12 protein-coding genes are annotated in these 13,318 nt (G+C 72.8%); 7 read left to right on the top strand and 5 right to left on the bottom strand.

Annotation, left to right across the window (positions count from 1 at the left end; genetic code table 11):
- Positions 1-51 precede the first annotated feature (51 nt).
- Positions 52-1,239, bottom strand: a complete 1,188-nt coding sequence (locus ACIF6F_RS10025) for a DUF418 domain-containing protein (protein WP_399943827.1) — start codon at positions 1,237-1,239, stop codon at positions 52-54.
- A gap of 158 nt (positions 1,240-1,397) precedes the next feature.
- On the opposite strand from ACIF6F_RS10025, the gene ACIF6F_RS10020 reads away from it, so the two are divergent.
- Both ACIF6F_RS10020 and ACIF6F_RS10015 read left to right on the top strand, forming a co-directional pair.
- Positions 1,398-2,099, top strand: a complete 702-nt coding sequence (locus ACIF6F_RS10020; protein ID WP_399943825.1) for a GntR family transcriptional regulator — start codon at positions 1,398-1,400, stop codon at positions 2,097-2,099.
- Positions 2,096-3,529, top strand: a complete 1,434-nt coding sequence (locus ACIF6F_RS10015; protein ID WP_399943824.1) for a nitrate/nitrite transporter — start codon at positions 2,096-2,098, stop codon at positions 3,527-3,529. Before ACIF6F_RS10020 ends, ACIF6F_RS10015 begins: the two co-directional genes overlap by 4 nt.
- Here ACIF6F_RS10015 and ACIF6F_RS10010 read toward each other — a convergent pair.
- The gene (locus tag ACIF6F_RS10010; protein WP_399943822.1) at positions 3,481-4,314 is read right to left on the bottom strand and encodes a maleylpyruvate isomerase family mycothiol-dependent enzyme; all 834 of its coding nucleotides are present in this window, start codon (positions 4,312-4,314) and stop codon (positions 3,481-3,483) included. The genes ACIF6F_RS10015 and ACIF6F_RS10010 overlap by 49 nt on opposite strands.
- A gap of 196 nt (positions 4,315-4,510) precedes the next feature.
- On the opposite strand from ACIF6F_RS10010, the gene ACIF6F_RS10005 reads away from it, so the two are divergent.
- The 3 genes from ACIF6F_RS10005 (at position 4,511) to ACIF6F_RS09995 (ending at position 8,087) form a co-directional block, all read left to right on the top strand.
- On the top strand, positions 4,511-5,290 hold the full coding sequence (locus ACIF6F_RS10005; protein WP_399943819.1) for a carbon-nitrogen family hydrolase: 780 nt from the start codon (positions 4,511-4,513) through the stop codon (positions 5,288-5,290).
- A 75-nt stretch (positions 5,291-5,365) separates the two neighbouring features.
- Positions 5,366-6,595, top strand: coding sequence for a low temperature requirement protein A (locus ACIF6F_RS10000; protein ID WP_399943817.1), 1,230 nt, complete (start codon positions 5,366-5,368; stop codon positions 6,593-6,595).
- A gap of 118 nt (positions 6,596-6,713) precedes the next feature.
- Positions 6,714-8,087, top strand: a complete 1,374-nt coding sequence (locus ACIF6F_RS09995) for a cytochrome P450 (protein WP_399943815.1) — start codon at positions 6,714-6,716, stop codon at positions 8,085-8,087.
- Positions 8,088-8,097: 10 nt separating this feature from the next.
- On the opposite strand, the gene ACIF6F_RS09990 is transcribed toward ACIF6F_RS09995, so the two are convergent.
- Positions 8,098-8,592, bottom strand: coding sequence for an LURP-one-related/scramblase family protein (locus ACIF6F_RS09990; protein ID WP_399943814.1), 495 nt, complete (start codon positions 8,590-8,592; stop codon positions 8,098-8,100).
- 32 nt (positions 8,593-8,624) lie between these two features.
- Between ACIF6F_RS09990 and ACIF6F_RS09985 the strand changes: the two genes are divergently transcribed.
- Positions 8,625-9,425: a hypothetical protein gene (locus tag ACIF6F_RS09985; RefSeq protein WP_399943811.1), complete on the top strand. Its 801-nt coding sequence runs from the start codon at positions 8,625-8,627 to the stop codon at positions 9,423-9,425.
- Here ACIF6F_RS09985 and ACIF6F_RS09980 read toward each other — a convergent pair.
- Positions 9,422-9,952 carry a Uma2 family endonuclease gene (locus ACIF6F_RS09980; protein WP_399943808.1) on the bottom strand — a complete coding sequence of 177 codons (531 nt, stop codon included), beginning with the start codon at positions 9,950-9,952 and terminating at the stop codon, positions 9,422-9,424. The two genes, ACIF6F_RS09985 and ACIF6F_RS09980, sit on opposite strands and share 4 nt — an antisense overlap.
- Positions 9,953-10,069: 117 nt before the next feature.
- Here ACIF6F_RS09980 and ACIF6F_RS09975 point away from each other — a divergent pair, with 117 nt between their 5' ends.
- Positions 10,070-11,917 carry an NHL domain-containing thioredoxin family protein gene (locus tag ACIF6F_RS09975; RefSeq protein ID WP_399943805.1) on the top strand — a complete coding sequence of 616 codons (1,848 nt, stop codon included), beginning with the start codon at positions 10,070-10,072 and terminating at the stop codon, positions 11,915-11,917.
- A 95-nt stretch (positions 11,918-12,012) separates the two neighbouring features.
- Here the strand turns inward: ACIF6F_RS09975 and ACIF6F_RS09970 are convergent, their stop codons facing one another.
- Complete coding sequence (locus ACIF6F_RS09970) at positions 12,013-13,305, bottom strand: M18 family aminopeptidase (protein ID WP_399943803.1); 1,293 nt, start codon at positions 13,303-13,305, stop codon at positions 12,013-12,015.
- Positions 13,306-13,318 lie beyond the last annotated feature (13 nt).

The following is a 13,318-nucleotide window of genomic DNA, read 5'->3' as shown; positions in this document are numbered from 1 at the left end:
GCACGAAGAACCCATTTCTTGACCAACTTGAGATGCTCAGAGTTGAGTTCGTCAGGATTTCACATGGATTAGTCGCTTCTGGAGTGATTCCAGCGGGCCGTACGCGAACCGCCGGAGCCACAGCGTCGAGCCCGTGACGAGCACCGCGCAGACCGCCGCCCACAGGCCGAACACCCACCACGGGCCGTCGTCCGCGAAGCGCTCGGCCAGGCCCAGGCCGATGCCGTAGCAGGCCAGCATGCAGAGCAGGTTCTGGAGGACGTACGCCGACAGGGCGGTGCGGCCCACCGACGTGAGGCCCGCGACCAGGCGGCGCGGCAGCCAGGCGCGGTCGAGCGCCAGGCCGGTCAGGCCGAGGTAGCCGAGGGCGACCAGCGGCGCGGCCGCGTACCGGCCCAGCAGGTACCAGTCGTCCCCGCCGAGGGCGCACGCCGCGTTCAGCGGGAGGCCGAGGCCCAGGCCCCACGCCAGCAGCCGGGCGCGCAGCCGGCGGCCGCGCGCGTCGGCGCCGAAGGCCCCGGCCCGGTACAGGCGCACCCCGAGCAGGAAGAGGAAGAGCAGCAGGCCGAAGGAGATCACCGGCTCGATGCGCAGCGCGAGGGCGTTCTGGAGGCGGAAGGAGACCTGGGCGAGGTAGCCGCCGTGGGCGTAGAGGTCCACGGCCCGGTCGCTCCCCGGGGGCGCACCGCCCGGCCCCGTGGCGGCGAGGCCCGCCGTGAGGACGGCCATGAACGCGAGGTGCAGGCCCGCGGCCGTCCACATCACGCGGCCCCGGACCCGCTCGGAGCGGGCCAGCAGCCAGGCCGTGAGCAGGGCCGTCACGGCGTAGCCCATCAGCACGTCCCAGGCGAAGACGAGGACGAAGTGGAGCGTGCCCTCGGCCAGCAGGAACCACGCCCGCGGCCGGTAGCCGGAAGGCCAGGGGCGGCCCCGCCGCACGGCGGAGTCGTGCTGGACGGCCAGGCCGGCGCCGAAGAGGACGGTGAGCAGGGCGAGGAACTTGCCGTCCGCGAGGAAGCGGAAGACGGTCTCGGAGAGGACGGCCGCCGAGGGGTCGGCGACCGGGTCGGGCAGGCGTACGCCCTGGAGCACGGACCACTCGGAGCCGGGGGTCGAGAAGATCCAGACGTTGGTCATCAGGGTGCCGAGGATGGCGGCACCGCGCAGGACGTCGAGCAGCGGGTTGCGCGTGCCGGCGGGGGCCGGCGCGGCGACGGACGGCGAGGCTGTCTGGGACATGCTCACAGCGTCCCGTCGCGCCAACGCCCCTTCGTCGTGCGGCCGGAGGAAAGCCGGCCGGGTGGCGGTACATCCTTCGGTGCAGTACCGGCTCCGCCTGGCGTCCGGATCGTGGAACGGCTCTCCGGTTGCACCTCTGTTGTATCTATGCTGTGCCCATGCCATCCGTCCCGGCCTCCGCGCCCACCACCGCCGCCAGTGCCCCCGGCGCCGCCCCCGCCAAGCAGCCGCCCGCCGCCGACCGTGTCTACCAGCACGTGAAGCAGGGCGTACTCGACCGCCGCTACGAGGGCGGCACGCTGCTCACCGAGGGCGAGCTGGCCGAGGCCGTCGGGGTGTCGCGGACGCCGGTGCGCGAGGCGCTGCTGCGGCTGGAGACCGAGGGGCTGCTGCGGCTCTACCCCAAGAAGGGCGCCCTGGTGCTGCCCGTCTCGGCCCAGGAGATCGCGGACGTGGTGGAGACCCGGGTGCTGGTCGAGGAGTTCACCGTGCGGAGGGCTGTGCCGGCCCCGCCCGCGCTGCTGGCCCGGCTGGAGGAGCTCCTCGAAGCCCAGCGGCGGCATGTCGAGAGCGGTGACCTGGCCGCGTTCGCCGTCGAGGACCGGTGCTTCCACGCCGAGATCGTCCGGCACGCCGGCAACCAGATCCTGTCCCGCCTCTACGACCAGCTGCGCGACCGCCAGCTGCGGATGGGCGTCGCCCTCATGCACGCCCACCCCGACCGGGTCGCGCAGAACGTCACCGAGCACACCGAGATCCTGGAGGCCCTCCGGGCCGGGGACGCGGACGCCGCCGCGGCGGCCGTACGCGCCCACCTGAGCCGCGTCGAGGTGCTGGTCCGGGGCGGCGAGGTCCGATGAGCGCCGGGACGAACGCCGAGGACGGAACGAATCCCGGGGAGGGAACGAATCCCGGGGAGGGAACGAACCCCGCCGGGGCCGCCGCCCCGGACTCCCCGGAGACCCCCGCCCCCGCGCACCCCGCCCACCGCGAGCCGCCCGGCGGGCGGCGGGCCGTCGCCGTGTGGTCCATCGGCGTCGCCGTCTACTTCGTCGCCGTCATCTTCCGCACCAGCCTGGGCGTCGCCGGACTCGACGCGGCCGACCGCTTCCACGTCAACGCCTCGGCCCTGTCGACCTTCTCGCTGCTCCAGCTGCTGGTCTACGCGGGCATGCAGATACCCGTCGGCCTGATGGTGGACCGCCTCGGCACCAAGCGCGTGCTGACCCTCGGCGTCACCCTCTTCACCCTCGGCCAGCTCGGCTTCGCGCTCTCCCCGTCCTACGGGATGGCCCTCGCCGCCCGCGCCCTGCTCGGCTGCGGCGACGCCATGACCTTCATCAGCGTGCTGCGCCTGGGCACCCGCTGGTTCCCCGCGCACCGCGGACCGCTGATGGCGCAGCTGGCCGGGCTCGTCGGCATGGCCGGCAACCTGGTCTCCACCCTCGTCCTCGCCCCCGTCCTGCACGGGGTCGGCTGGACCGCCGCCTTCGCCGGCAGCTCGGCGGCCGGGCTGGTCGTGCTGGTGCCCCTGCTGCTGTTCCTGCGCGACCACCCCGAGGGCCACGGGCCCGAGCCGGTACAGCGCGCCGGCCTGGGCTTCGTACGCTCCCAGATCGCCGAGTCCTGGCGGGAGCCCGGCACCCGGCTGGGCCTCTGGGTGCACTTCACCACCCAGTTCCCCGCGATGGTCTTCCTGCTCCTGTGGGGGATGCCCTTCCTCGTCGAGGCGCAGGGCCTGGACCGCGGCACGGCCGGCGCCCTGCTGACCCTGGTCGTCGCCTCCAACATGGCGCTGGGCCTGGTGTACGGGCAGGTCATCGCCCGGCGCCAGTCGACCCGGATCCCGCTGGCCCTGGGCACGGTGGCGGTCACCGCCCTGCTCTGGGCCGCCACCCTCGCGTACCCCGGGGACCGCGCGCCGATGTGGCTGCTGGTGACCCTGTGCACGGTGCTGGGCGCGTGCGGGCCGGCCTCGATGATCGGCTTCGACTTCGCGCGGCCCGCGAACCCGGCCGCCCGTCAGGGCACCGCCTCGGGCATCACCAACATGGGCGGTTTCATCGCCTCGATGACCACCCTGCTGACCGTGGGCGTGCTGCTGGACGCGACCGGGGACGACTACCGGATCGCGTTCTCGTCCGTGTTCGTGCTGGAGGCGCTGGGCGTCGTACAGATCCTGCGGCTGCGCACCCGGGCCCTGCACCGCGAGCGCGAGCGCGCTGCCGCGCTGCCACCCGCTCAGGGCGTGACGGCGAACTCCCGCAGGATCGCGTCCGCCAGGTCCTGATCGCCCTCCACCTTGACCCGGTCGGCGACGGCGTGCGGCCTGACCCGGCCGGCCGCGAGGCGCACGTACGTCTCCCAGTCCATGCCCAGCGTGACCGCCGGGCCGAGCGAGACCGAGGCGTCCATCGAGCCGCGCCCCTCGGCGTCCACGCGGACGGTCCGCATGAACTCCAGCGGGCCGTGCACGTCGAGGACGACCGCCGAGTTCGCGGGCGCGCCCGCCCGCTTGGCGACGGCCTTCGGCAGGCCCTGGAGCAGGATGTCGCGGGCGATGTGGGCGCCGGGCGAGTCGAGGTTGCCCGGCACGCCGAGCGCGGTGCGCAGGTCCTGCTCGTGGATCCACACGTCGAAGGCGCGCAGCCGGAGCGCGAGCTCCAGGCTGACCTGGTCACCGAGCGGGCCGCGCACCAGCGTGGCCGGATCCCGCTTGTCGGTCCGCAGCTGCCGGCACCGGCGGATGACGGTGTACTCCAGCTCCGAGGTCATCTCGGGCGCGGTGTGGTGGCGCCGTACGTCGACCTGCACCTCCATGTAGCGCGTGAACTCGTCGACCACGTGCCGCAGATCGCGCGGGAGGCTGTGGATGGGCCGCGGGTCGCCCAGCATCTCGGTCTCCACGCCGATGACGTGCGAGACCACGTCCCGGACCGACCAGCCCGGGCAGGGGGTCGCCCGGTTCCACTCGCCCTCCGCCAGCGGCTGGACGAGTTCGGATATCGCCTCGATGGAGTGGGTCCACGCGTCGGCATAGGGCTGAAGGCTGGGATGGACGGTCTCGACGGTCACGGGACCCCTCGTGCTGTTCAGTGCGGACAGGTGGTGACGGGTGACTGGGTGCTGGCTGGGGCCGGCTGTGGAGTCTTTCTGCCAAAGTTACGCTGCTGGGCAGCGCCCCGGCAGTGCTTTCGTGTGACGATCGTAGGCCCGAATTGACGAGTCATGAGCCCGGCCCCCGGCGGAGGCCCGGCGGAACGGTGGCAGTGTGCGCGCGTCTCTGATCCAAATCGCCATCGACGGGGGCGAGTCGGTCGCCGACCGGCGGCTGCGGGCCGCTGACCTGGTGCGCGGCCAGGCAGGTTCGGACCTCGTCGTGCTGCCGGAGCTGTGGCCGACGGGCGCGTTCGCGTACGAGCTGTTCGCAGCGGAGGCCGAGCCGCTGGACGGTCCCACGCACGCGGTGATGGCCGCGGCCGCCCGGGACGCGGGGGTGTGGCTGCACGCGGGCTCGGTGGTCGAGCGGGCCGCGGACGGCCGGATGTACAACACCTCGCTGGTCTACGCGCCGGACGGCGAACTGGCCGCCACCTACCGCAAGATCCACCGCTTCGGCTTCGACAAGGGCGAGGCCGTCATGATGGGCGCCGGCACCGACCTGGTCACGCTCCCCGCCGGCGGGCTGACCCTGGGCCTGTCCACCTGCTACGACCTCCGCTTCCCGGAGCTGTACCGCGGGCTGGTCGACGCCGGCGCCACGGCCCTCGTCGTCTCGGCCGGCTGGCCGGAGCGCCGCCGGGAGCACTGGACGGTCCTCGCCCGCGCCCGGGCCATCGAGAACCAGGCCTACGTCCTGGCGCTCGCGGAGGCCGGTACGCACGCCGGGGTCGAGATGTCCGGGCACAGCCTGGTCGTGGACCCGTGGGGCGAGGTGCTGGCGGAGGCCGGGGCGGGCGAGGAGGTGCTCGTCGTGGAGCTGGACCCGGAGAAGGTCGCCGCCACGCGCGAGCAGTTCCCGGCGCTGAAGGACCGGGTACTGGGACGGTAGGGCCTCCCGGGGCGGTGGTGTGGTTCCCTGGCGGCGTCGCTCGAAGGGTTCCGCCACCGCTCAGGGGGAGAGCACGTGAGTACCGGAAGCACCGAAGCACAGCTGTCCAGCGAGGAGGAGCGCCGGGTCACCACCCTGGAGCTCTTCTTCGACCTCGTCTTCGTCTTCACGGTCACCCAGCTGACCGTGCTGCTCTCGCACGGCTTCCACGTCACCGGCTTCCTGCGGGTGGTGCTGGTCTTCACCGTGCTGTTCTGGATGTACGGCGGCTACGCGCACCTCACCAACCAGGTCCCGCCGGACAGCCCGCGCCGGCGCCTGCTGCTGATGCTCGCGATGTGCGGCTTCCTGATGTGCGCGCTGTCCGTGCCCACCGCGTTCGGCGCCGGCGGGGTCCCCTTCGGGATCGGCTACCTGCTGGTGACGGTCGTGCACGGGCTGATGTACACCGAGGCGCACGGGCGCAGCGTGATCTGGTTCGCCGCGCCGAACGTGCTGTGCGCGCTGTCCGTCCTGGCCGCCGGCTTCTTCGACGGCGGACCGGCCTGGGCGCTGTGGGTGCTGGCGCTGGTCTTCCAGTTCGGCACGCAGCTCGTCGTCAGGTTCGCCGGCACGCCGTCCGAGGCCGAGGAGGAGACCGTCAGCGGCCAGCTGGGCGGGATGAGCGCGGCGCACCTGGTCGAGCGGCACGGGCTGCTGCTGCTCATCGTGTTCGGCGAGTCGGTCATCGCGATCGGCATCGGCGTCGAGGGACTGCCGCTGACGGTGGGGCTGTTCGGCGGCGCGTTCCTGGCCCTGGGGATCGCGTCCGCGCTGTGGTGGCTGTACTTCGTGCGGGACGAGGGGCGGGCCGAGGAGTACCTCGCGGCGGCGGACGGCCCCCGCCGCTTCAAGCTGTCGATGCTCGCGTACTACTACTTCTTCCTGCCGGTGCTGATCGGCGTCGCGACCTTCGCCGCCGGGGTCAAGAAGACCATCGGACACCTCGGCGACCCACTGCCCGCCGGACCGGCCCTGGCCCTCGCGGGCGGCGTCGCGCTCTACCTCGCCGGGGACCTGGCCTTCCGTACGGTGCTCAGGATCGGCGTGCTGCGCTACCGGGCGGCGGCCCTGGCGGGCGCCCTGGCCACGGCCGCGGCCGGACACCGGTTCAACGGCGCGGTCCAGCTGGGGGCGCTGCTGCTGGTGCTCGTGGCGGCGCTGGTGGCGGAGTCGCGCGGGGTGCGGCGGGCGACGGCTGTGGAGGCGGCTGTGGAGACGACCGGTGCGGCCGGTGGGAAGACCGTCGCAGCCGAGGGTGCATAGCCTCCCAACTGTCGCCCAACTGCCCCAAACCGCAGCCGCATTGGCCGAAAAGGCCCCCCGTGCCGGCGTCCCACTGCGAAACAATCTCTGCCGGGACGACGACACAGGGGGCCTTGGCATGACGACGCACACCGTGACGGGCAAGCGGGAGATACCGGGACCGGCCGGAGTGCCGCTGCTGGGCTCCCTGTTCGACCTCAAGAAGAGCACCATCGACACCCTGCTGCGCGCCCAGCGCGAACACGGCGACGTGGTCCGCATCTGGGGCGGCCCGCCCGGGCTGCGCGCCGAGGTGCACGCCGTGTTCTCGGCGGAGGGCGCCCAGCGGGTGCTCGCCACCGAGTCCGCCAACTTCCGCAAGGACAACCGCTTCTACCAGGAGCTCCGCGACTCCTTCGGCAACGGCCTGCTGACCGCCCAGGACGAGGACTACCTGCGCCAGCGCCGCCTGGTCCAGCCGCTGTTCACCCGCCGCCGGGTCGACGGCTACGCGGAGGCCGTCACCCAGGAGACCGCCCGCATGACGGACGCCTGGGGCGAGGACGTCGAGCTCATCGGCGAGATGACCCGCTTCACCCTGCGCGCGGTGGCCCGGATCCTCTTCGGCGCGGACGTGGAGGCCGCCGTCGCGGTGGTCGAGCGGTCCTTCCCCGTGATCGGCGACTACGTGCTGCGCCGCGGGTACGCGCCGGTGAACCTCCCGCGCCACTGGCCCACCCCCGACAACCGGCGGGCCGCGGCCGCCACCGCCGAGCTGTACGCCGTCTGCGACCGGATCATCGCCGAGCGGCGCGCGGCCGGCGCCGGCGTCGACGGGGACCCCGGCCAGGACCTGCTGACCCTCCTCGCGGAGGCGGAGAGCGCGGAGGACGGCACCTTTGACGCCTCCGAGCTCCGCGACCAGGTGCTGATCTTCCTGCTGGCCGGCCACGAGACCACGGCCACCTCCCTGGCCTTCGCGCTGCACCTGCTGGCCCGCCACCCCGAGGAGCAGGACCGGGCCCGCGAGGAGGTGCGCCGGGTGCTGGGCGGGCGTACGCCCACGGCCGCCGACCTCGACGCGCTGCCCTACCTCACCCAGGTGCTCAAGGAGGCCATGCGGCTCTACCCGGCGGCACCGGTCATCGGCCGCCGGGCCGTCGCCGACACGGAGATCGACGGGTACGTCATCCCGGCCGGCGCGGACGTGCTGGTGGCCCCCTGGGTCACCCACCGGAACCCGCTCTACTGGCCGGACCCCGAGCGCTTCGACCCCTCCCGCTTCACGCCGGAGGAGGAGAAGGGCCGCCCGCGCTACGCCTGGTTCCCCTTCGGCGGCGGCCCGCGCGCCTGCATCGGGCAGCACTTCTCGATGCTGGAGTCGGTGCTGACGCTGGCGATGGTGCTGGACGGGTACGAGCTGACCGCGGTGGACACCGAGGTACCGGTGAACGCCGAGATCACCCTCCGCCCGGAGGGCCCGGCCCGCTGCCGCCTGCGGAAGCTCGCCTGAGCCCGCCGGGTCAGTCGCCCTCGCGCTCCCGCTCGGCCATCCGGATCACGCACACCGCCACGGCCACCAGGAGCGCGGGGTCGGCGTCCTCCCGCACGACCTCGACGGCGTACGTGTCGCGCACCGTGAACCACTGCTTCGAGACCAGCGCCAGCAGCTCGCCGTCGTAGTCGATGCGGAACTCGCGGTCCAGGACGCGCCCGTGCACGTCCAGCTCCGTCCCCTCCACGAGGGTCACCCGGTAGTGGTTGCGGACCAGTGACATCCGCTTCTTCTTGATCGTGGCCAGCGGGGCCAGGTCCCGCTCCAGGGTCATGGTGTCCCGCAGACTGAGCAGCTTCTGCCGGATGGTGATCAGGATGCGGCCGTCGGGGTCCTTCAGCTCCAGGGTGTCGCGGAGCCGGAGGGCCTTGCCGTCCACCAGGAAGGCGTGGCGGCCGAACTCGTCATCGATCCAGTAGTCGTCGCCGACCGCGAAGATTTTGTCCCGTACGAGGTATTTCATGCCGTGATCGTTGCCCGGGTTACGTTGACCCCATGCAGCTTCTCTACGTGACCGACCTGGCCTATCCGGCGCGCGGCCGCCGCTACGGCGACGAGGACGTCTTCCTCACCTCCCGGCTGCGGGAGGAGTTCCCCCTCGCGCTCTGCCACCCGCTCGACGCGGCCCGTCTGATGGACGGCTTCGACGCGGTGGTGGTGCGCAACAGCGGCCCGGTCCTGGGCCACCAGGAGGCGTACGCCGACTTCCGCGCCCGCGCCCTGGCCGCCGGCACCCGGGTCTACAACCCGCTCACCGGCCGCGGCGACATGGCCGGCAAGGACTACCTGCTGGACCTCACCCGCGCCGGATACCCGGTGATCCCCACCGTGGACGACCCGGCGGACCTGGCCGCACTGCCCTCCGTCCCGGAGTACGCGGTCAAACCGAAGCAGGGCGCCGACTCCATAGGCCTGCACTTCACGGCCGCCCCCGCGGGCACCCCCGGCGAGATCCTGATCCAGCCGCGCATCGACTTCGCGTACGAGGTGTCCTTCTACTTCGTGGACGACGCCTTCCAGTACGCCCTGTACGCCCCCGACCCGGCCCGCCGCTGGGTCCTGGAGCCGTACGACCCCACCCCGGCGGACCTGGCCTTCGCCCGCGCCTTCGTCACGTGGAACACCCTCGACCACGGCATCCAGCGCGTCGACGCCTGCCGCGCCCCCTCGGGCGACCTCCTCCTGGTCGAACTGGAGGACCTCAACCCGTACCTCTCCCTGGACCTCCTCCCGGAACCGGTCCGCGACGCCTTCGTCACGGCCTTCACGCGGTCCCTGCGGTCGTTCCTGGCCTAGAGCCAGGTGGTGTCGAGGGTCAGGTCGAACGGCGCGGGCAGGCGGACCGGCGTCCCGAAGGGATGCGGCCCGTCGGCCGCCGTGTAGCCCAGGTGCCCGGGCCCGGAGAACAGGGTGACGGTCTCCTCCTGCCGGTCGAGCAGCAGGTAGAGCGGCGCACCGTACTCGGCGTACCGCCGCTGCTTCACGGGGCAGTCCGCGGTCTCCACCACGAGGAGCGTCTGCCTCGGCTGCAAGGCAGCCTCGTGGGCCAGGGAGCCTGGAACCACCGCGAGATCGGGTACGTACCAGTCGAGGGATCCCGGTAGGTCGAGGTCTCCTGCACCGGCCAGGCAGGCAAGCTCGGCCACCCGTACCGCCGGCTGGTCGTGGAGACCGGCCAGGGCATGGACCGCGCCCCACGGGCGGGACACGGGCTCGATCACGCCGTCGACGAGCTGGGCGTGGTCCCACCGAACATGCTGCAGGGCGTACTTCAGCGCGCTCTCGGGGTCGATCCCGGTGTTGTAGTCCGGCGTGCTGGACACGCGGCCGCTCCTTCCGCGGACGTCGGCCCACTGTCCCACGGGGCCGGCTGTGACGGCCGCATGTCACGTGTCCGTCACCCCTGGGAGCGACCGGCACCGGGATGGCAAGCTTGAAGGATGAACGATGCTGCCTCGGCGCCCACCCCTGCGCCCGCACCCCGCAAGCGTGCCCGTGTTCGTGCCCCCGAGCTGATCGGCAAGGGTGGATGGCTGAACACCGGTGGGAAGGAACTCACCCTCGCGGACCTGCGAGGTAAGTGCGTTGTCGTCGATTTTTGGACGTTTTGCTGCATCAACTGCCTGCACGTCCTCGACGAGCTGCGCGAGCTGGAGGAGAAGCACCGGGACACCGTCGTGATCATCGGCGTGCACTCGCCGAAGTTCGTGCACGAGGCGGAGCACGCGGCCGTCGTGGACGCCGTGGAGCGGTACGGGGTCGAGCACCCGGTGCTCGACGACCCCGAGCTGGTGACCTGGAAGCAGTACGCCGTCCGCGCCTGGCCCACCCTCGTCGTGATCGACCCCGAGGGGTACGTCGTCGCCCAGCACGCCGGCGAGGGGCACGCGCACGCCATCGCGCGGCTCGTGGAGGAGCTGGAGGCCGAGCACGAGGCCAAGGGGACGCTGCGGCGCGGGGACGGCCCGTACGTGCCTCCCGAGCCCGTGGCGACGCACCTGCGGTTCCCCGGGAAGGCCCTGGTGCTGCCGTCCGGGAACCTCCTGGTGTCCGACTCCACCCGGCACCAGCTCGTCGAGGTCGAGCCGGACGGCGAGACCGTCGTGCGGCGGATCGGGTCCGGGGAACGCGGGTTCGGGAGCGACTCCTTCAGCGAGCCCCAGGGGCTGTGCCTGCTGCCCGACGGCAGCGTGATCGTCGCCGACACCGTCAACCACGCGCTGCGCCGGCTCGACCTCGCGACCGGCGAGGTCACCACCGTCGCCGGCACCGGCCGGCAGTGGTGGCAGGGGTCCCCGACCTCGGGGCCCGCCCTGGAGGTGGACCTGTCCTCGCCGTGGGACGTGGCCTGGTGGGCGGACCGGGTGTGGATCGCCATGGCCGGCGTGCACCAGCTGTGGTCGTACGACCCCGCCACCGGCACGGTGCGGGTCGAGGCCGGCACGACCAACGAGGGCCTGGTCGACGGGCCCGCCGCCGAGGCCTGGTTCGCGCAGCCCTCCGGGCTCACGGCGGCCGGCGACCGGCTGTGGATCGCCGACTCCGAGACCAGCGCCCTGCGGTACGTGGAGAGGACGGACGAAGGCTTCGTCATCGTCTCCGCCGTCGGCACCGGCCTCTTCGACTTCGGCCACCGCGACGGCGACGCCGCCCAGGCGCTGCTCCAGCACCCCCTCGGCGTCACGGCGCTGCCCGACGGCTCCGTCGCGGTCTGCGACACGTACAACCACGCCCTGCGCCGCTACGACCCGGCCACCGGCCAGGTCACCACGCTCGCCACGGACCTGCGCGAGCCCAGCGATGCGGTCCTCGTGGGTGACGACATCGTGGTCGTCGAGTCGGCCCGGCACCGGCTGACCCGCCTCCGGCTGCCCGAGGAGGCGGTACGGGTGGACGCGGTCGCGCACCGCACGCAGCGGGCCGCCACCGAGGTGGCCCCCGGCACGCTCCGGCTGGACGTGGTGTTCCAGGCGCCGGCCGGCCAGAAGCTCGACACCCGGTACGGGCCGTCCACCCGCCTGCTGGTCAGTTCGACCCCGCCGGAGCTGCTGGCGGCCGGCGAGGGCAAGGGGACGGACCTGTGCCGCGAACTCACCCTGGCCGAGGGCGTCACCGAGGGCGTGCTGCACGTCTCCGCGATGGCCGCCTCTTGCGACGACGACCCGGACAACGAGTACCCGGCCTGCCATGTGCACCAGCAGGACTGGGGAGTTCCGGTCCGGGTGGTGCCGGGCGGCGTCGTCCGGCTGCCGCTGGTCCTCGCCGGGATGGACGAGGAGCAGGCCTAGGAAGGCGTGGAGGGGCCGCCCTTCAGGGCGACCCCTCCTCGGGCACTCCGCGGTCCCTCCCCAGGCTCCGCGCGGGCCCTCCGGCTCGCCGGGCCTCAGCCCTCCAGGAACGCCACCAGCGCGTTCGCCAGCAGGAACGGGTCGTCCGCGCCGCACAGTTCACGCGCGCTGTGCATCGAGAGGATGGCCACGCCGATGTCGACGGTGTGGATGCCGTGGCGGGCGGCGGTGATCGGGCCGATCGTCGTCCCGCAGGGCATCGAGTTGTTGGAGACGAAGGTCTGCCACGGCACGCCGGCCCGCTCGCAGGCGGCGGCGAACACCGCGCGCCCGCTGCCGTCCGTCGCGTACCGCTGGTTGACGTTGACCTTGAGGATCGGGCCGCCGTTGGCGCGCGGGTGGTGCGAAGGGTCGTGCCGCTCGCTGTAGTTGGGGTGCACCGCGTGGCCGGTGTCCGAGGACAGGCAGACGGTGCCGGCGAAGGCGCGGGCACGGTCCTCGTACGTACCGCCGCGGGCGAAGACTGAACGTTCCAGCACGTTCCCCAGGAGCGGTCCGTCCGCGCCCGTGTCGGACTGCGAGCCGTTCTCCTCGTGGTCGAACGCGGCCAGTACCGGGATGTGGTCGAGCTTCTCGCGGGTGGAGACCGCCGCCAGCGCGGCCGTACCGGCGTGCACGGAGATCAGGTTGTCCATCCGCGGGCCGGCGACCAGCTCGCGGTCGCGGCCGAGGTACGACGGGGGCTCGATCGAATGGACCATCAGGTCCCAGCCCGCCACCTCGCCCCGCGCCAGGCCCTCTTCCTCCTCCAGGAACGCGATCAGGTCGCCCTCCTGGACGTCGCCCAGGCCCCAGATGGGCTGCATGTGGCGCTGCTTGTCGAGCTTGAGGCCGTCGCTGTTGACCGAGCGGTCCAGGTGGACGGCCAGCTGCGGCACGCGCAGCAGCGCGCGGTCGACGTTCACCAGGCGGTGGCTGCCGTCGCGCAGGGTCAGCCGGCCGGCCAGGCCGAGGTCGCGGTCGAGCCAGGTGTTGAGGAGCGTCCCGCCGTAGATCTCGACGGCGATCTGCCGCCAGCCCTGCGCGCCGGTGTCCGGCAGCGGCTTCACGCGCAGGTTGGGGGAGTCCGTGTGTGCGCCGACGATGCGGAACGGCGTGTGCGCGGAGGCGCCTTCGGGCACGTACCACGCGATGACCGCCCCGCCGCGGAGCACGAACTTGCCCCCCGCGCCCGAGTCCCAGGCGTCCGTCTCCGACAGCTGCCTGAATCCGGCCTTCTCCAGCCGCTCGGCCGCGTTGGCCACAGCGTGGTACGGCGAGGGGCTCGCCGCCAGGAAGGTCATCAGGTCGTCGGTGTGGCCGCGGTCGAAGCGGGCGGGAGAGCTCATGTGGTTCACCTTA

Origin of the sequence: Streptomyces sp. NPDC086023 (genome assembly GCF_044540325.1) — a bacterium.
In the GTDB taxonomy this organism is placed as follows: Bacteria; Actinomycetota; Actinomycetes; order Streptomycetales; family Streptomycetaceae; genus Streptomyces.
The sequence above is the reverse complement of the archived record's forward strand: the minus strand, read 5'-3'. Positions and strand labels throughout refer to the sequence as shown.

Excerpts from the sequence above, each read along its gene's own strand:
- ACIF6F_RS10025 (WP_399943827.1), bottom strand. The coding sequence starts at position 1,239 with ATGTCCCAGACAGCCTCGCCGTCCGTCGCCGCGCCGGCCCCCGCCGGC.
- ACIF6F_RS10020 (WP_399943825.1), top strand. The coding sequence starts at position 1,398 with ATGCCATCCGTCCCGGCCTCCGCGCCCACCACCGCCGCCAGTGCCCCC.
- ACIF6F_RS10015 (WP_399943824.1), top strand. The coding sequence starts at position 2,096 with ATGAGCGCCGGGACGAACGCCGAGGACGGAACGAATCCCGGGGAGGGA.
- ACIF6F_RS09995 (WP_399943815.1), top strand. The coding sequence starts at position 6,714 with ATGACGACGCACACCGTGACGGGCAAGCGGGAGATACCGGGACCGGCC.
- ACIF6F_RS09990 (WP_399943814.1), bottom strand. The coding sequence starts at position 8,592 with ATGAAATACCTCGTACGGGACAAAATCTTCGCGGTCGGCGACGACTAC.
- ACIF6F_RS09985 (WP_399943811.1), top strand. The coding sequence starts at position 8,625 with ATGCAGCTTCTCTACGTGACCGACCTGGCCTATCCGGCGCGCGGCCGC.
- ACIF6F_RS09975 (WP_399943805.1), top strand. The coding sequence starts at position 10,070 with ATGAACGATGCTGCCTCGGCGCCCACCCCTGCGCCCGCACCCCGCAAG.
- ACIF6F_RS09970 (WP_399943803.1), bottom strand. The coding sequence starts at position 13,305 with ATGAGCTCTCCCGCCCGCTTCGACCGCGGCCACACCGACGACCTGATG.